The 18,663-nt window shown below is 41.7% G+C and carries 12 protein-coding genes; 2 read left to right on the top strand and 10 right to left on the bottom strand.

Going from position 1 to position 18,663, the window contains the following annotated elements; translation table 11 throughout:
* Window positions 1–2,476: WD40 repeat domain-containing protein (locus TOL9009_RS42590; protein WP_038296362.1), on the top strand; the 2,476-nt coding region annotated here is incomplete at its 5' end.
* Between the two features lie 364 nt (window positions 2,477–2,840).
* Here the strand turns inward: TOL9009_RS42590 and TOL9009_RS42170 are convergent.
* The 8 genes from TOL9009_RS42170 to TOL9009_RS0115045 all read right to left on the bottom strand — a co-directional run bounded on the left by TOL9009_RS42170 (window position 2,841) and on the right by TOL9009_RS0115045 (window position 14,729).
* Complete coding sequence (locus TOL9009_RS42170; RefSeq protein ID WP_051502907.1) at window positions 2,841–4,574, bottom strand: hypothetical protein; 1,734 nt, start codon at window positions 4,572–4,574, stop codon at window positions 2,841–2,843.
* Window positions 4,575–4,970: 396 nt separating this feature from the next.
* The gene (locus TOL9009_RS0115075; protein WP_144238245.1) at window positions 4,971–6,011 is read right to left on the bottom strand and encodes a hypothetical protein; all 1,041 of its coding nucleotides are present in this window, start codon (window positions 6,009–6,011) and stop codon (window positions 4,971–4,973) included.
* Between the two features lie 505 nt (window positions 6,012–6,516).
* On the bottom strand, window positions 6,517–7,581 hold the full coding sequence (aroF, locus tag TOL9009_RS0115070) for a 3-deoxy-7-phosphoheptulonate synthase (protein ID WP_029633538.1): 1,065 nt from the start codon (window positions 7,579–7,581) through the stop codon (window positions 6,517–6,519).
* A 19-nt stretch (window positions 7,582–7,600) separates the two neighbouring features.
* The gene (gene trpD, locus TOL9009_RS0115065) at window positions 7,601–8,788 is read right to left on the bottom strand and encodes an anthranilate phosphoribosyltransferase (protein ID WP_029633537.1); all 1,188 of its coding nucleotides are present in this window, start codon (window positions 8,786–8,788) and stop codon (window positions 7,601–7,603) included.
* Window positions 8,789–9,206: 418 nt separating this feature from the next.
* Window positions 9,207–10,442: a tryptophan synthase subunit beta gene (gene trpB / locus TOL9009_RS0115060; protein WP_051502906.1), complete on the bottom strand. Its 1,236-nt coding sequence runs from the start codon at window positions 10,440–10,442 to the stop codon at window positions 9,207–9,209.
* A 70-nt stretch (window positions 10,443–10,512) separates the two neighbouring features.
* Window positions 10,513–11,340, bottom strand: a complete 828-nt coding sequence (trpA, locus tag TOL9009_RS0115055; RefSeq protein WP_029633535.1) for a tryptophan synthase subunit alpha — start codon at window positions 11,338–11,340, stop codon at window positions 10,513–10,515.
* 206 nt (window positions 11,341–11,546) lie between these two features.
* Window positions 11,547–12,392 carry an indole-3-glycerol phosphate synthase TrpC gene (gene trpC / locus TOL9009_RS0115050; protein ID WP_029633534.1) on the bottom strand — a complete coding sequence of 282 codons (846 nt, stop codon included), beginning with the start codon at window positions 12,390–12,392 and terminating at the stop codon, window positions 11,547–11,549.
* Between the two features lie 135 nt (window positions 12,393–12,527).
* Entirely contained in the window at window positions 12,528–14,729 is a 2,202-nt protein-coding gene (locus TOL9009_RS0115045; protein WP_029633533.1) for an anthranilate synthase, read from the bottom strand.
* Window positions 14,730–15,284: 555 nt separating this feature from the next.
* Here TOL9009_RS0115045 and TOL9009_RS49355 point away from each other — a divergent pair.
* A complete protein-coding gene (locus TOL9009_RS49355) occupies window positions 15,285–15,452 on the top strand; it encodes a type II toxin-antitoxin system Phd/YefM family antitoxin (protein WP_242055352.1) in 168 nt (55 codons plus the stop codon).
* A 112-nt stretch (window positions 15,453–15,564) separates the two neighbouring features.
* Here the strand turns inward: TOL9009_RS49355 and TOL9009_RS0115035 are convergent, their stop codons facing one another.
* Complete coding sequence (locus TOL9009_RS0115035; RefSeq protein ID WP_029633532.1) at window positions 15,565–16,941, bottom strand: alkaline phosphatase family protein; 1,377 nt, start codon at window positions 16,939–16,941, stop codon at window positions 15,565–15,567.
* 138 nt (window positions 16,942–17,079) lie between these two features.
* Window positions 17,080–18,285, bottom strand: a complete 1,206-nt coding sequence (eboE, locus tag TOL9009_RS0115030) for a metabolite traffic protein EboE (RefSeq protein ID WP_029633531.1) — start codon at window positions 18,283–18,285, stop codon at window positions 17,080–17,082.
* Window positions 18,286–18,663 lie beyond the last annotated feature (378 nt).

Genomic DNA, 18,663 nt, shown 5'->3' with positions numbered 1-18,663 from the left:
CCCCATCTCCCCATCCCCCCATCCCCCACTCCCCCCCTCCTCTTCCGTGACGATAGAAGTTGCCCATGAGGTGCTGATTCGCTATTGGTCTACTTTGCGATGGTGGTTGGAGGAAAATCGTGGTAGATTGCGATCGCAACGTCAAATTGAGCAAGCTGCACAACTGTGGAAGCATGGTGGTGAACAATCTGATTTTTTATTGCAGGGTGTACGTTTGGCTGAAGCGGAAGATATTTATATCAATTACACTGAAGAACTATCTTTTGATGTTCAGCGATTTATTGCTGCTTGTCTAGAAGAAAGACAACGACAACAACTGCAAGAAAAACGCAGACTCAAACAAGCGCAAAAAGCTGTAGCTGTTATGAGTATTCTAGGAGTGACTGCTTTCTCTTTTGCAGGTTTAGCTTATCAGCAAAGTCAAAAAGCGCAGTTGCGAGAGATACAAGCTTTAAATTCTTTGTCAGAAAACTTTCTTTTCTCCCATAAGCAATTAGAAGCACTATCAACTAGTGTTAAGGCAGGGCAAGAGTTACAGAGGATGATGTTTTCTAGTCTGGTGATGTATCCTGATACTGCAAAAAAGATTCAAACTGCAACTGCAACTACTTTACAACAGGCGATCGATCAAACTCAAGAACGCAACCGCTTAATTGGACATAATTCTTGGGTAAGTAGTGTCAGTTTCTCTCCCGATGGACAAATTATTGCTTCAGCAAGTACTGATACAACGATTAAACTTTGGCAGCGTGACGGCAAGTTACTTCACACTTTACGTGGACATAGCGATGGAGTCAATAGTGTGAGTTTCTCTAGTGACAGTAAAATGTTAGCTTCGGGAGGTACTGATGCAACCATCAAACTTTGGAGTCGGGATGGCAAGTTGCTGAAAACACTTTCTGGACATAATGATGGAGTTAATAGCGCTGCTTTCTCACCCGACGGTCAAATGATTGTTTCGGCTAGCAATGATGATACTATCAAACTCTGGAGTCTTGATGGCAAATTACTGAAAACTCTTACCGGACACAGCCAAGGTGTAAATAGCGTTACTTTTTCACCTCAAGGTGATATTATCGCTTCTGGTAGCGAAGATCGCACAATTAAATTGTGGAGTTTAGACGGTCGCTTGTTAAAAACTTTGCCAGGACATACTGATGAGGTTTTGACTGTCGCTTGGTCAAAAGATGGGCAGACAATTGCTTCCGCTAGTGCTGATAATACTGTCAAACTCTGGAATCGTGACGGTCGTTTACTGAAGACGCTAACTGGACATAACAGCGATGTTAAAAGCGTTAGTTTTTTACCGGACGGTAAAATCATCGCAAGTGCAAGTATTGATAAAACTATCAAACTTTGGAGCTTGGATGGTCAATTATTGGAGACTTTACAGGGACATAACCATGTAGTCAATAGCGTTAGTTTTAGTTCAGACGGTCAACTACTTGCTTCCGCTAGCGATGATTATACTGTGAGACTTTGGAATCTTGATATCAATGCGCCAAAAACACTTTTTGGACATAAAGATAGTGTGAATACCGCTTGGTTTAATCCTCAAGGTAATACGGTTTTCTCGGTTAGCAACGATAAAACGATGAAATTGTGGAGTTTAGACGGGAAGTTGCTAAAATCTGTCTCTTCCCCCATTAACGATATTACCAGCATTAGCTTCACCCCGGACGAAAACACAGTAGCGACAGCAAGTGCTGATAATACTATTCAACTGCGAAAACGTGATGGCTCTTTGCTTCGCATCCTCAAGGGACATACTGATTGGATAATTAATATGAGCTTCAGTCCTGATGCGAAAATCCTCGCTTCTGCCAGTGCTGACAAAACTGTTAAACTGTGGAGTATGGACGGTCGCTTGCTAAATACTCTTAAGGGGCATAAAGGTTGGGTGACTAATGTTGAATTTAGCCCAGATGGTGAGTTGTTAGCATCAGTCAGTGCTGATAATGCCATCAAACTTTGGAGTCGGGATGGCAAGTTGGTAAAAACTCTTAATGGACACAATGCTAGTGTTTGGGCTTTAACTTTCAGCTCAGATGGTAAGATAATAGCCTCTGGTAGTCAGGATGGTACAGTCAAACTCTGGAATCGTGACGGTAGCTTGTTGAAAAACTTAATCGGACATACTGATGCGGTTAATAATTTGAGTTTTTCTCCTGACGAGAAAATGATTGCTTCAGCTAGTGATGACGACACCATCAAACTCTGGAGTATGCACACAGGTATGTTGCTAAGAACTTTCCAGGGACATACTGGTGATGTAAGAAGTGTTAATTTTAGTTCTGATGGTAAGATGATTGTTTCGGCAAGTCAAGATAAGACAGTAAAAATTTGGCGGTTGACGGGGATAGAATTGCAAACATTGAATTTGTCGCAATTATTAAAGCGGGGATGCGATCGCTTGCATGATTATCTCACAAGTAACCCCAATATTAATATAGGCGATCGCAATATCTGCCAATAGCGACTGTGGTTAAAGAAAAATAGCGATCGCTTTCTCAGTTTACCAAAAAAGCTGAGAGCGATCGCTAATCTCTTCTAGACTGAACCACCTGATATCATGTCCGCTTAATTAACAGTAATAAAAACCTACCTACCATCGTAGAGACGTTCCACTGGAACGTCTTTACAGTATGTATGATATGATGTCCGCTTGATTACTTACTAAACCCGCAGAACCCCACCCCTTAATCCCCTCCCCGCAGGCGGGGAGGGGAGACAAAGCACAGCTTTGGCGGGGTGGGGTGCAACGACTGTGGGAATCATAACTAATTATCCGGACATGGTGTGATTTCCGGGACATGATTGACGATTCTTTTATAACTGTCTTAAGATAAAAACAATCGGTTAAATGTGTCAGTACCTGATGCACTCAGATTACCTGCTAATGGCACAAAAGCTTCACCCAGCTTACCGATGACGGAATCAATCAGGTTATCAGTAGCATCTTTGACTCCGATTACAGACACCCACGTATTTAACTCGGTGAGAAAGTCGCTAGCACCAGCGCTTGATTTATCAATCACCACAGACCAATTGCCATTACCAATGACTATACTGTTACTGGTGAAGACATTGTTGCCACTACCAATTACTGTATTGTTACTGCCAAAGTCAAAGTTCCCATTACCAAGGGTTGTATTGTTATTTCCAAAACTCCAATTGCCATTACCAAGGGTTGTATTGTCACTAGTTGAATTCCAATACCAGTTACCATTACCAATGGTTGTATTGTCATGAGAAGCATCTAAATTCCAATTGCCATTACCGATGGTTGCGTTGTCAGTACTGGAATCCCAAAGCCAATTGCCATTACCGATGGTTGCGTTGCCGTTGCCATAATCCCAATTAGCATTACCGATGGTTGCATTATCAGTCCCGAAGTCGCGATTACCATAACCAATTGGTAGTTCGCCATCTGGGGTAGAAAATACATTATCTTTGCCATTGAAGGGTAAAATTCCTTCCAGAGCAACATTCAAAATATCAAATGGTATTTCCTGATCTTGACTGCCACCAGCAAATAAGCTGAGGAATGGATTGCTACCATCAGTATAGGAAGTGTCACCAGTAGCAAGTTCGTTGACAGCGTTGACACCGCTATTGAAGCTGAATATATCATTTCTGAACAGCCTCAACAAATCTGACGGTGTTTGCAAAGGTGTATTGTTACCATCTGCAAACAGATTTCCAGAGTTGAGAATTTTAGTTACGGTTAAGATATCGGCTTGGATAGTCTTCAATATTTCTGAAGATGATAACTCAGGCACGCTGCCATCACCAGTTAAGAATGTTAGATTGTCGTCGTTACCGAAGATAAATTGCGAGATATCGAAAGATGGTTGCTGATTAGCACCACCACTTGCAAAGGGATTTTCACCACTTGCAAAGGGATTTTCACCACTTGCAAACGGGTTCTCACCACCTATAAACGGATTTTCACCACTTGTAAAGGGATTTTCACCACTTACAACTGGGTTTTCAGAACTTGCAAACGGATTTTCACCACTTGTAAAGGGGTTCTCACCACCTGTAACTGGGATTTCACCACTTTCAAACGGGTTTTCACTACCTACAACCAGATTTTCACCACTGGCATTCAATACCAAACCTGGTGCCGAAGGTTGATTGCCATCACCAAAAGGGTTGTTTCCATTCGCAAACGGATTACTATCACTCAAACCACTGCCAGCATCACTCAAGGGCAATCTGTTACGCAATTTGACAATAACGGAGTCAAGTAATTGATCAACAGCAGACGTTAGCGCTAGAGAGACACTTTCTGGTGTGGTTTCATTACTGGTTATCCATTGACCATTACCAACAACCACGTTGCCAACGATCGCAAACGGGTTACTTTTAATAACAGTTGTAGAATTGCTATTATTACCGTTTTCAATTATAGGTAGACTGCTACTACTAGAAATAGAAGTGCTCAACCCACCAGTTAAGAGATTGTCATTAACAGCCAAGGGATTGCTAATACCAGTTAACAAGCTATCACCAGTCACTGATTGATTAAGCTCATTAATGGAATTGACAGTATAAGTTGAAGTTGCCATAAATAATTGTCCTCACGTTTTAATCTGAAAAAATTTGCATATCAAATAAGAATTGAAGTCTGAATTCTGATGTTTTTTATATTTTTGGGGATAATACAATTAATTGGTCTTACATGTAATTCAAGTTTTATTTCCTAATAAAAAGGTGTCTAAGCAATAAGTTTGATGACAGTTTTAGTACTGTCATCAACTTTCAGTACTAACGAGCTTAACAATCTAAGACTTTACTTTTAAGTAGCGGCATAATTAATTGAAAAAACACAAAAATATTTGTCGCTATTTAACATTGCTTTGGGTAAAATTGTCACGAATTGAAGGTTTAAATAAATAGGCACAGTAACCCAGATTGTTGCAACGTGTAACTTCAATTCGCCCTTGAACTTATGCAATTTGGTACTAAACGAACACGTTGTCGCCACCGAATGACGGAATACTACTACCGCCACTTACACCACCAAAGCTGCCATCAGTTGGGATGCCAAAGATAGCTAAATCGAAGCTACCATCAGTTGGGATGCCAAAGATAGCACTGAAGGTCTCATCAGAGACTGTGCCATCGCTACCAAAGCTGCCATCAGTTGGGATGCCATAGCTAGCTAAATCAAAGCTGTCAGCAGATGGGATGCCAAAGACGCCTCCAGATGCAAACGGATCGCTCAGACCGCTAGTCTCACCGCCACTAATCGGGATACCGTCACCTAAGCCAGTCAAGCTGCCGTCAGTTGGGATGCCAAAGCTAGTTAAATCGAAGCTGTCAGCAGTTGGGATGCCGAAGATAGCACCGAAGGTTTCATCAGACACTGTGCCGAAGCTGTCAGTAGAGGGGATACTGCCGCTACCGAATTCACTGCTAGGAATATTGAAGGATGAACTGATACCACCTTCGCTGAGATTGGAGTTAACCAGGTTGTCAATATAGGATCTGATCTCAATCTCAGAGGTTCCACCACCGAAAGCACCACCGAAGTTGATAGCAGTTATATCCTGGGTGCTACCCCCACCAAAGGTGCTGCCAAAGCCGCTAGTAGTATCGGCATCAACAGACTGAGAGGTAATGGCGCTACCACCCGTTGGGTTAGTGCCATTGGTGGTATTACCAACTAGCCTGTCAATATTTGTCCTCAAGTTACTAAAAGGCGATCCCCCCTGACTCTCACCACCAAACAGTACCTCGGCTGCTGCCGGGTTGTTAGCAAACGGGTTCCCGCCACCAGATTCACTGCCAACGCCACTGAAAAGGCTACCTAAATCGGTGATACCGACTTCGCTTAAGCGACCCCAAGGTGATTGCCCAAACGAATTGCCGCCACTACTGCTTGAACTGCTACTACCTTGAGATGAGATTCCATCATCAAAAGTATTGGAATTGCTACCAATAATATTGCCGCCTGTTGAGTTATTACCATCAAGGGGGTTGCTGGTCAAAGAATCTGCCATTAGATATAATCCTTTTGTTTTCGGTGCAAAAATTTTGCTTAATAAAGCCACATCAAAAATGCAAAGTTAAGTTTGCTTTGTAGCTTTTTTATGATTTTTTTAATGTTGAATCTAGTTAACAGCTATTATTTTTTTAGTTAGTTGGGCTTAATTACACAGTGTTTACATTTTTCCTAACCAAAAACAACTTGTAATTAATGTCGCTTTTACAAAATATAGTAATGTTTTGAAATTAAATTAACAATGAGAAATGTTTTGATAAATTTGTCTAATTTTTATTGTTTATTTAGATGAAATATTTATTTACTGCGAGAATAAAGACGTTCCATCGGAACGTCTCTAGGACGGTTGCGATGTTTTTATTACTGTTATTTAAACGGACATGAGATAACAAAAAAAAGTTATTTGTAACTTTTTTTAAATATAAAATATCAAATTGGATGCGTTACGAATTGCGCCAACGCACCCAACAATCTACAATTCTTTCAATTCATTAATCGGAGAATTAAATAGAACCTACTAAGGCACGTTCAGACCAGCGACCGACAACTTTGCCTATTACTGCCATTTCCTGAGCCAAGATGTCAAACTTATCAGGAGTGAGGGATTGAGGACCATCAGATAGGGCTTTTGCTGGGTTTGGATGAACTTCAATCATTAAAGCATCTGTACCGGCAGCGATCGCAGCTTTTGCCATTGGTGTAACGTACTCAGACCTACCTGTACCATGACTGGGGTCAATCATGATTGGTAAATGGGTAAGCGATCGCAATACTGGAAGCACCGACAAATCTAAGGTATTGCGAGCATATTTGCCATCAAAGGTTCTAATTCCCCGCTCACAAAGAATTACATTCGGATTTCCTCCAGCAAGGATGTATTCTGCTGCCATCAACCACTCATCAATTGTGGCTGACATTCCACGCTTCAACAGCACTGGCTTATCTTGAGCGCCTACTTTTTTCAACAACGAGAAGTTGTGCATATTCCGCGCTCCCACTTGGATCACGTCAGCGACTCTCCCCACTGCTTCTAAGTCGGCAGTATCCATCACTTCTGTGATGATGCCTAAACCCGTAGCTTCACGAGCAGCTGCTAACAAACCCAAGGCAGTTTCACCGTGTCCTTGGAATGCATAAGGTGAAGTGCGAGGTTTGTATGCTCCACCACGGATGAATTTGGCTCCCGCTGCTTTCACGCGCTTTGCTGTTTCGACAATCATCTCTTCATTCTCAACAGAACAGGGTCCAGCTACCACGACAATGGGATGATTTTCACCAAAGTAGACTTTACCGTTAGGTGTCGGTACAACAACTTCGCTAGCTTCTCCATAGCGGAATTCGCGACTCACTCTTTTGAAAGGTTGTTGTACTCGCAATACTTCCTCAATCCAAGGACTATACCCCTTGATTTGCAAAGGATTGATGCTAGGAGTATCACCAATCATCGCTAAAACAATTTTGTGCTTGCCAACGCTTTTTTCGATTGTGACTCCCCAAGTGTCACTGATTTCTTCACTTAACCGAGTAATTTCTTCTTGAGGTGTACCGTTTTTTAGAATGACAATCATTTATTTTCTCCAAATTTAGTTATTCGCTCAAAAATTGAGCCAATTGCTCTAATTTCGTCCAAGCCGCACCGCTTTGCAGAACTTCTTTTGCCAAAGCTATGCCTTGAACACAATTTTCCAAAATATCTGTAGAATTACTATCAAAAACTTCGCCAACTTGTAGCGCAAGAGCGGTATTTAAAGCAACTACATCTTGCTGTGCTTGAGTGCCTTTACCCTGCAAAACATTTCTTAAAATTTCTGCATTCTCTTGGACATCTCCACCACATAAAGCTTCAGTGGGAGCATGACTTAAACCTAATTCTAGGGGATTGAGTGTGATGCTGCGGACTTTTTGCTCTTGGAGTATGGCTAGGTAAGTGATGTCTGCCAAACCTGCTTCATCTAACTTTTCTCTGCCGTGGAGTGCGATCGCTCGACGACATCCGAGTTGCGATAATGCTAGAGCGATCGCTTCTAACAAAAGTGGGTCACTCACACCAATAATTTGCCCTGTCGGTCGCATTGGATTTACCAAAGGTCCCAACAAATTAAAGATAGTCCGCACTTTCAAAGTTTTTCGCAAAGCGGCAACTGCTTTCAATGCTGGATGCCATCCTGGAGCAAACAAAAAGGTCATCCCAACAACATCAACTGCCGACTCCACTTTCTCCGGACTGGCGTTAAGATTTATACCCAAAGCTTCCAACACATCAGCGGAACCGGTTTTGCTGGATGCAGAACGATTGCCATGTTTGGCAACTTTTACCCCAGCAGCAGCGGCAACAAAGGCGACAGCAGTAGATATATTGAAAGTTGAAGCTCCATCTCCACCAGTTCCGCAGGTGTCAATTAGGGGAGAGGGGGAGAGGGGGGGATGGGGAGACAGGGAGACAGGGAGACAGGGAGACAACGAAGAAAATTCACCTTGTCCCCTTGTCCCATTGTCCCCTTGTCCCCTTGCCCCCTTGTCCCCTTGTCCTCCTATTGATTGGGATTGCAAAACACCAGCCATACCAACCAATTCTTCTACGGATACACCTTTTGCCTGAATCGCGGCTAAAATCGCTCCCGTGAGGACGGGGGGAATAGCTTCTGTCAGCCAACCTTGCATCAAGTCCGCAGATTGAGAAACTGTGAGCGATCGCTTATCCAATAATTGTTTTAACAAGTCAGACCAATTTTCATCGGGAATGTTGTTAGGTAGGGCTTGGGTTGTGGCTATCATATTGGTTGTTGATTGATGGTTGTTGATTGATGGTTGTTATACCATTTCTTTATGAGGCTGCGCCAAACCCTTTTAACTTCTTTCTTTCTTTGTGTCCTTTGCGTCCTTTGCGGTTCGTTTTTCTTTCTTCTTTCTTGTACTTAAATATGGTTTAGCGCATTTTCATACAGAATTGGTATTAGTTGTTAAAACTGATATCTTGCACCAATCTCAACAACCGCCTCAGAATGAATTCTGAGGCTAATAGCTAAAGTCTTCTTAAGAAGACTAAATGCTTAGGAAAGAATACTTTCAGTCCATTAAAATGGACTTAAGCTATTAGCCCGAAATGCAACTAGGGGCGGGATATCAAGTTAATTGAGATTGGTGCAAGGTTTGAGTTAAAAAGTACTCTTAACCACTAACCAATAACCACTAACTACTCAACACTGAGCGCTTTTGCGACGGTTTGCACGTCTTTGTCACCACGACCTGAGCAGTTGATGACAATTCGGGGATTACCATCAAGCTGTTGACAAAGAGTTTCAAGATAGGCGATCGCATGAGCGGTTTCTAAAGCGGGAATAATTCCTTCTAGCTGCGAAAGTCTCTGCAATGCTTCTAAAGCTTGCTTATCAGTCACACTGTAATACTCAGCGCGACCAAGATCCTTTAAGTAACTATGCTCAGGACCCACACCAGGATAATCTAACCCCGCACTAATCGAATGCGCTTCGATTACCTGACCATCTTCATCTTGCAGTAGATAACTCATCGCTCCATGCAATACACCTACTCGTCCTTTTGTCAAGGTAGCTGCATGTTTCTCTGTATCCACACCTTCACCCGCTGCCTCAACTCCAATTAGGCGGATAGATGCTTCATCTACAAACTCGTGGAACAAGCCCATCGCATTGGAACCACCACCGACACAAGCCAAAAGAATATCTGGCAAACCGCCCCATTTCTCTTGACATTGAGCGCGAGTTTCTGTACCAATTACGGCATGAAAGTCACGCACTAACATCGGGTAGGGATGGGGACCGGCAACGGAACCCAAGATATAATGGGTGGTTTCTACATTCGTCACCCAATCGCGAATCGCTTCTGAGGTGGCATCTTTCAAAGTTCCCGTACCAGCTTCCACCGGACTAACTTCTGCCCCCATCAACCGCATCCGAAACACGTTCAGGGCTTGCCGTTGCATATCTTGGACACCCATGTAAACCACGCATTCCAAACCAAAACGCGCACACACGGTTGCCGTAGCGACTCCATGCTGACCTGCACCAGTTTCAGCGATAATCCGCTTTTTACCCATGCGCTTTGCCAACAACACCTGCGCTAAAGCGTTGTTAATTTTGTGAGCGCCTGTATGATTTAAATCTTCGCGCTTTAAATAAATTTGCGCTCCTGTGCCGTCAGGTCTTGCGTAGTGCTTCGTCAGGCGTTCGGCGAAATATAATGGGCTAGGTCTTCCCACGTAGTCTTTGAGTAAACTTTGCAACTCTTCTTGAAATCCGGCATCGTGGCGATATTGCTCGTATGCAGCTTCCAATTCACTTAATGCGGGCATTAAGGTTTCTGGGACGTATTTACCGCCGAATTTGCCAAATCTGCCTAACGAGTCAGGTCGGGCTGTTTGGGCTTGTTTGATATTTTGAATGTTTACCACTGGTTAAAATCCTTTATTATTTATTGGTAATGGGGGGGGAGACGTTCCGCCGGAACGTCTCTACGATGATTTAAACTGAACCGACTTTTTGGAAGGATGCAGCGGGGGTAATGGCTGCTTTAAGTTCTTGACAAAGTTTCTCTACAGCTTGCAGTCCTTCGCTGGGACTACCCGTTGCTAATTTTTTGACGAAGGCACTACCGACAATTACGGCATCTGCTCCCCATTCCATGACTTGATGTGCTTGTTCTGGGGCAGAAATACCAAAGCCGACGCCAATCGGTTTATCGGTGACGCTTCGCAATTCTGTAATCAAATCCTTGACACGGAGATGGATTTGAGAGCGCATCCCTGTAACGCCTGTTACACTTACAAGGTAGATAAAACCTTGAGATTGACGAGCGATCGCCACAATTCTATCTTGAGAACTGGTAGGCGCTACAAGCAATATTACATCAATTCCAAAACTAGCAGCAGTTTGAATTAATTCTTCTGCTTCTTCTAAGGGCAAATCTGGTACCACCAAACCGCGTACCCCAGCATGAGCAATTTGTCCTAAAAATGACTTAATACCCCGGTATAAAATTGGATTGTAATAAGCAAATAAAATTATCGGCGCTTTCAAGTTGGGACTCACAGATTCCAACATCTCTAACACTTGCTCTAATTTGGTTCCTCGTTGCAAAGCGCGAGTTGCTGCTGCCTGAATCACCGGACCATCTGCTAAAGGATCAGAGTAGGGGACACCCAACTCTATAAAGTCCGCACCATTGCGATCTAGAATGCGTAGAGCGTCGGCGGTAGCTTCTAAGTTAGGATCGCCAGCTGTAATAAAAGGAATTAAAGCACACTGCTGGCGATTTCTTAAAGTTTGAAAGTGATCGGAGATAGAAGTCATATTACGAGTTGGGGAAACGATACCCACAAGGAAATAAATTTCCTTGCTTATAGCTTAAGTCCATTGAAATGGACTTAATCTTTTTTTGAGTCCTTTTTAAAGGACTTTGGCTATTAGACATCTGTTGTAAATTAATTATGCTTTACCCAGAACCCTTGTAGAGACGTAGCACTGCTACGTCTCTACATCTTTTCACCAGATGTCTATTAGTCCGCAAATTGATTTGCGGGTGATGCTATCAACAAATTACGTGTAGCTTGTTCTACATCGCTTTGTTTAATTAAAGATTCTCCCACTAAAACTGCACGCACACCAGCTTCTGTCACTAAAGATAAATCAGCGGGTGTAAATAATCCCGATTCGCTGACAACGGTAATATCCAAGCTTTGCAATTCTTGCTGCCGTTGCCCTAAAAGTTGCTGTGTAGTAGCTAAATCAACTGTAAAATTTTCTAAATTGCGGTTGTTAATTCCTACCAAGCGTATACCCTCAAGCTTGAGTACGCGATCTAGTTCGGCTTCAGTGTGAACTTCTACCAGCGCAGTCATTTCCAATTGGTGAATTACTCGCGAAAAGTCTTGGAGTTCTTCATCAGTGAGAATAGCTGCAATTAATAATACAGCATCTGCGCCTGCTGCTCTTGCTGTATAAATTTGGTAAATATCAATAATGAATTCTTTGCATAATAGCGGCAATTCTACCTCTGGACGGATGCGACGCAAATTGTCAAAGCTGCCTTGAAAGAACTTTTCATCTGTGAGGACAGAGATAGAAGCTGCACCACCTCTTTCATAAGATTTGGCGATCGCTATGGGGTCAAAGTCTGCCCGAATAATACCACGACTCGGTGATGCTTTTTTAACCTCAGCTATTAAGCTTGGTCTATAAGGACTTTGCTGTAAAGCATCGAGGAAATTTCGCACTTTCGGTGCAGCAGTTAACTGATTTTCCACAACTACCAAAGGCATTTCTTGCTGCATTTGGACAACTTCTTGCTTTTTTTGCAAGACAATTTCTTCGAGAATGTGACGGGGAGGAGCTTGGTTTGTCATGATTTAGTAGATAGTGGATAGTGGATAGTGGGTAGTTGATAGTGGATAGTCGATAGTTGATAGTCGATATGAGTGTTTTTTTACAATTAACAACTAACAACCAACAACCAACCACTAACAACTAACAACCAACCACTAACTAATAACCAACGACTCTTTCGTTTGAGTGTATTTACGGACGACGTTTTTGATGATTGCTAAACCGATTTCGCCATTTAAAGTCATGATTGACTCTGGGTGAAATTGAACGGCAGCGATCGCAAGTGTTTTATGTTCAATTCCCATAATTACGTTGTCTTCGGAAATCGCTGTCACTTTCAATTCAGCCGGCATTTGTAATGGTAGAGCAAATAATGAATGATATCTACCCACCGCGAAGGATTCTGGTAAGTCTTGGAACATCACCGAATCTGTGTCGGTAACAAAAACCCGCGAGGATTTACCATGTTGGGGATAGTTGAGAACTCCTAACTCTCCACCAAAAGCTTCTACAATGCCTTGCAATCCCAGACAAACTCCAAAAATAGGAATTTGGCGGCAAACACAAGCGGCGACCATCTCAGGGACTTTAAAATCACTTGGTCTACCGGGACCAGGAGAGAAAACAACTAAATCAGGACGTATTGTATCAAAAAGCGATTCATTAAAACCATGACGTAATGTGGTGACGCTTGCCCCAGTTTGTCGGATGTAATTGGCTAGTGTGTGAACAAATGAGTCTTCGTGGTCAACTAATAAGATGTGCTTACCGGGTTCCACATCGGGAATGCATTTGCTCAGTTTTGTAGATGTGCATTCGTCCATTTTCTCATCTGTTTCTTTAGCGCGGCGAATTGTTTCAAATAAAACAGCACCTTTGGTAATTGTCTCTTGTTCTTCGGCTTGTGGTATGGAGTCGTAAAGAACTGTTGCACCAACTCGCACTTCGGCAATTGAATCTTTTAAGCGAATTGTTCGTAAAATCAAACCGGTATTCAAATTACCATTGAAACTGAGATAGCCAACTGCACCACCATACCAACGTCTAGCGCTACGTTCATGCTGTTCGAGAAATTGCATGGCAGCGCGTTTGGGTGCCCCTGTAACTGTAACTGCCCAGGTATGGGAAAGAAATGCATCTAAGGCGTCAAATTCTTCTCGTAATGTGCCTTCAACGTGATCGACTGTATGAATTAGGTGGCTGTATAATTCAATTTGCCGACGCCCAATTACTCTGACTGAACCTGGTTCACAAATTCGCGATTTGTCGTTACGATCTACGTCGGTACACATTGTTAACTCAGACTCATCTTTGTGTGAGTTGAGTAACAAAAGAATTTGATCGGCATCGTCAATGGCATTTTGTCCCCGCGTAATAGTACCACTAATTGGGCAGGTTTCTACGCGCCTACCTTCAACGCGGACAAACATTTCTGGGGATGCACCGATGAGATATTCTCCACCTAAATTAAATACAAATCCGTAGGGACTGGGATTGATTTTCTTTAAGGTTTCAAATAGTTTGCTGGGTGATTGTTCGCAAGATTCAAAAAAGTTTTGACTAGGAACTACTTCAAATAAATCACCTCGACGGAAGTAATCGAGTGCGACTTCAACTTGTTTGGCATAATCACCTCTTTTATGGTCAGCAGGTTGCGCTGCTTGAAGACGTTTACCACGATAATCTATCGATTCACCTGTGCGAGGAAGATTATTTGTTGTGCCATGCGCTGTTTCAAATTCATATTGAAGACGAAATGCGCGTTGTAGATAGTAGTCAACTACAACTAATTCATCAGGTAGATATAATACTAAATCCCGCTGGTCTTCGGGACGTTCTAAGCGTTGGGGAATCGGCTCAAATTGAAAAACTAAGTCGTAACCAAACGCTCCATAAAGCCCTAAATGTTCGTCTTCTTTACTTGAGAAGGTATGCAGAATTTCTCTGACAACTGTAAATGCTGAAGGTTGTTTACTGCGCTCTTCTTCGGCAAATAATTGTTGTGTTTTATTGACGATTCCGGTAATATTATCTTTATCTGAAATTACTTCTTGAAGTTGCTGTGATTGTGATAAACGCTCTAATAGTAATGGTAAGAGAATTTTGCCGCGATCGCTTAATGCTTTTAAACTAAAACTATTCTCTCTTGTCGTTAGTTCTAAGGGTGGATTTACAAAGCCAATTGCCCATCTTTTGTATCTTCCTGGATATTCGTAACTGCTAGTAAGTAAGCCTCCACGCTGGGAATTTAGATAAAATAAAATATCTTCAAGTGCTGTGTCTATGTTGACTTCTGTCATGGAGCGAGAGACACGCACACCGCCAAGTGTTGTATAATTGTGCGAATCAACAATCATGAGCAATTCCTCTAGAATATTTATTAGTCATTTGTCTTTTGGGAACTTGGGACAAATGACTATTTGATGAAAAGGTAATTTAACTTGTCGCCGAGTCTTTTCTAATTATTGAAGTTTTGCTATTTCTTCTTAATAAAGCGTACTCAATATTAAGGAATTGATACATGAAGGATTTTTCGTTTCAAATATCAATTCTTTTGCTTTGTTTAATATTTTATTAAGATAATTCTTGATGAGTAAGTTTAAAAATATTGCCTCCACCTCAGGTTAGAAAAGAAGTGAAAATAGGGTGAGAAATATTCGTTAAAAAACTGCTTCTAAGGGTAGGGCAAATACACATAATATATACTTGACAAAAAGTTTTGTTCACGCATAAGGCAGATAAGTGGAATACTCTTAGTACAGCTTTGCGTAAAATCCTAGCGTTTTTTTTTACGCAAAGGAACACGGAGGTAAGCGCAGAGTGACGCAGAGTTTTTGTGATAAATTTTCGTTATGCAATGCGCTGTGGCTGCTATCGTCGTTATTAGTTGCAATAATTCAAAGTGACTATCAATGAATAATGTAGAACTTCCTACCAATTTGACTGACTTTACAGAATTGCTTGGTCGGGTTTTAGCAGGAGAAGAAGTTATTCTTTCCCAAGCTGGTAATCCTGTTGCCCGCATTGTACCCCTAAATCAGCGACCATTACGCCGAATTCCACTCCTTAGACCGTGGTAAGGTGGTCATTGCCCCCGATTTTAACGAACCCTTACCAGAGGATATTTTAAATGATTTTCTCAGCCCATTAGACATTAAGAATGAGAGCATTACTTGATACCCATGCATTTTTTTACTTGGAGTACTCTAAATGATTGAGGATTAACTGACAAACATCGATCGCTTGTATTGATGAAGAAAGTAGGTGACTTTGTTTGGTAATAAATAATGGACTTTCATCTTGATTCGCGGGAATACAACCGTGAGAACCTTTTACTAATGAAGCGTCTAAGGGAATGACATCCATTAAATAGCGAAACCCAAGTTGTTTTTTTAGCAATTTTGCCGCAATTTTCAGTTTGGGAAGTTTGATTTGCGGGTCAATAAATAATTCTACAGGGTCGTAACCGGGTTTACGATGAATATCTACGGTTCTGGCAAAATCGGGAGCGCGATCGCTATCAAGCCAATAATAATAAGTAAACCATGCATTTGGATTGGCGATCGCTACCAATTCTCCGGCTCTGGGATGATCTAAATGGTAAGCTGATTTTTGGCTCTCATCTAAAACCTGAGCTACTCCTGGTGTTTCTTCTAAAAGCGATCGCACTTTGGGAATATAAAAGCGATCGTTAACGTAAACATGAGCAATTTGATGATCTGCAACTGCAAATGCTTTACTTGTACCTGGATCTAATAATTCTCGTCCTAATTCTTCCCGTACTGTTAGCAAGCCTTTTTCTCGCAGCATCCGATTTAGGTGGATGGGTTGAGATACATCAGTAATTCCATATTCTGACAAAACGATGACTTGAGCGCCGCGATTTTCATAAAACGAAATCAAATCGGCACAAACCGCATCAATTTCTTGTAAATCTTTCGCTATTTTGTTGATGTCAGTTCCAAATTTTTGTAAGCAGTAATCGAGATGCGGTAAATAAACGAGTGTCAGCGTTGGGTTAGAGTGTTCTTCAGACCACTTTGCTGAATTAGCAATCCATTGAGTAGATTTAATTGATGTGTTGGGACCCCAGAAATTGAATAGGGGAAACTGTCCTAAATCAATTTGAAGTTGCGATCGCCATTCTGCCGGTTGAGTGTAAATATCGGGAATTTTTCTCCCATTAGCAGGATACATCGGTCGGGGAGTAACTGCGTAATCTACTGACGAGTACATATTGTACCACCAAAACAAATTCGCGCAGGTAAAGTCAGGATTTAGGGCTTTTGCCATATCCCACACTTTCGGAGCCTGAATTAATTTGTTAGACTGTCGCCAGAACTTGATTTCACACTCATCGCGAAAATACCAACCATTAGCGACAATTCCGTGTTCGTTCGGCAATTTTCCTGTAAGATAAGTAGCCTGTGCCGAACAAGTGACAGCAGGTAACACCGATTCTACGGTTGCCACTTTTCCACTAGCCGCCCAATGCGATAAAAATGGCGTATGCTGACATAATAAGCTGGGTGTCAATCCCACTACGTTAATAACAACTGTTTTTTGCATAATATCTTAAAATAAACATCAAAAAATATCTGAATATCATGTCCCGTTAATCACATATTGTAGAGACGTTCCGGCGGAACGTCTCTACGACGTTTGCGATATCATTACTGTTAATCAACGCGAACATGATATTGTTGTTTAACAACTAACGGCACACATCTTATTTAAAACCCACTCATACTCACGGTGAATTGATGCTAATAAATCCAGCTTCATTTCATTTGGTAACACCTCCCAAGTATAAGTTTCAATTTCTAAATGATTACAAATATGATTATTTTGCAACAGTTCCAAGACAGTGCTAATGTCGTCTTGCGTAGATTGCAAAACTTGATAATCGTGAATAAAAATTGGCACATGAAAGTGAATTCGCCATTGAGATGCAGTGGTATTTTCTAAATCTGGTAAGGCGTTTTCCAAGTCAGAGTATTGATTAGAATCGCTGGTAACTACTTGATGTAAATACGTAGATTCTGCAAAAGGCAGTAACCGTTCTTTTATTTGGCGACGTTGTTCGGCATCTTCTGGCACATTTACCTGTAAAGCTGCACTAATCTGAATTTTGCCGATTTTAATTCCTACAGCCTGAAATTGCTTGAAAATGGAAACTGGATTTTCAAAGGCGATCGCAAAATGACATGTGTCGTAACATACACGCACATGCTCTAATAAAAGCGCTTCGGCTGCTTTTTGCGGTATCTGTAAATGTTCTGCTAAATAAGCACCACCAATCGGTAATAAATGCTTTTGGAAATAATCAATTACTTCGGCAGCATTTTCAATTAATCCATCTGGTTCTGGTTCTAAATTTAAGTGCAGCAGCTTTCCAGTATTAGCGTGGATGTGTACCATTTCCGCTACCACTTCTGCTATGTGCAAAGTAGCGCTATTGATGACAGATGTTTGATTTCCTTTAAACCAAGGTTTGTAAGATAATGGTAGTGTGGAAATGCTACCTTCCATTTCGGCAGGTAACAATTCGGCGAGAATATTGGTTAGTTGTAATGTGTAATCTAACCGTTCTTGTTTAGACCAATCTGGTGCATAAACTTGGTCTTTTACTACTTTGCCATGAAATTCGCCATAAGGAAATCCATTTAAAGTAAACACGTATAAATCATGTTCGACTAACCATGATTTAAACTCAGTTAAAGTGTTTCCTTGTAATAGTTCTTTGGCTGCTATTGCTGCTAAACGCAAGCCAATACCAAAGGGTTTTCTTGGTGCTATTTTGGCTTTGAGTTCTGGAATGTATTGCTGTAAGTTACTAAATACTTTGCTCCATTTTTCACCAGGGTGAATGTTGGTGCAATAGGTTAGGTGAATGTTGTTTTGGATTTTCATGCTTTCGGAAACGACTGAAGTCGTTACTACGGGTTAATACCAAGTTGCATAACTCAACCCGACAAAGCTGTGCTTTATCTCCCCTCTCCTTAATAAGGAGAGCAGGGTGGTTTCATACAAAGAAAGAAAAAACTTTGTGTAGTTGATTAGAGAGGGCGCGTTGTGCTTGAGGAATAGTTCGGAAACCGAGTTTGCGGGCGATCGTAATGAAAAAGTTGTGTAAAATAGACCAATTGACAGGAGCATTGCCACCACGACGTGGTGGAAAGTCTTCTTGGAATGTCACATCTCGAACCCAATGCAGTGATTTTCGATGCCCCAATGCCCTTGAATGTCACAAAGTAACTGTTGAGCTTCGAGATATTGACTACATATATA

The sequence above is a fragment of the [Scytonema hofmanni] UTEX 2349 genome, from assembly GCF_000582685.1.
Classification (GTDB): domain Bacteria; phylum Cyanobacteriota; class Cyanobacteriia; order Cyanobacteriales; family Nostocaceae; genus Hassallia; species Hassallia hofmanni.
The sequence above is the reverse complement of the archived record's forward strand: the minus strand, read 5'-3'. Positions and strand labels throughout refer to the sequence as shown.

What these genes read in the sequence shown, in the direction of transcription:
- trpA (WP_029633535.1), bottom strand. Translation starts at nt 11,340, where the DNA reads ATGACTTCTATCTCCGATCACTTTCAAACTTTAAGAAATCGCCAGCAG.
- TOL9009_RS0115075 (WP_144238245.1), bottom strand. Translation starts at nt 6,011, where the DNA reads ATGGCAGATTCTTTGACCAGCAACCCCCTTGATGGTAATAACTCAACA.
- TOL9009_RS42170 (WP_051502907.1), bottom strand. Translation starts at nt 4,574, where the DNA reads ATGGCAACTTCAACTTATACTGTCAATTCCATTAATGAGCTTAATCAA.
- TOL9009_RS0115045 (WP_029633533.1), bottom strand. Translation starts at nt 14,729, where the DNA reads ATGATTGTTGATTCGCACAATTATACAACACTTGGCGGTGTGCGTGTC.
- eboE (WP_029633531.1), bottom strand. Translation starts at nt 18,285, where the DNA reads ATGAAAATCCAAAACAACATTCACCTAACCTATTGCACCAACATTCAC.
- aroF (WP_029633538.1), bottom strand. Translation starts at nt 7,581, where the DNA reads ATGATTGTCATTCTAAAAAACGGTACACCTCAAGAAGAAATTACTCGG.
- trpC (WP_029633534.1), bottom strand. Translation starts at nt 12,392, where the DNA reads ATGACAAACCAAGCTCCTCCCCGTCACATTCTCGAAGAAATTGTCTTG.
- TOL9009_RS0115035 (WP_029633532.1), bottom strand. Translation starts at nt 16,941, where the DNA reads ATGCAAAAAACAGTTGTTATTAACGTAGTGGGATTGACACCCAGCTTA.
- trpD (WP_029633537.1), bottom strand. Translation starts at nt 8,788, where the DNA reads ATGATAGCCACAACCCAAGCCCTACCTAACAACATTCCCGATGAAAAT.
- TOL9009_RS49355 (WP_242055352.1), top strand. Translation starts at nt 15,285, where the DNA reads ATGAATAATGTAGAACTTCCTACCAATTTGACTGACTTTACAGAATTG.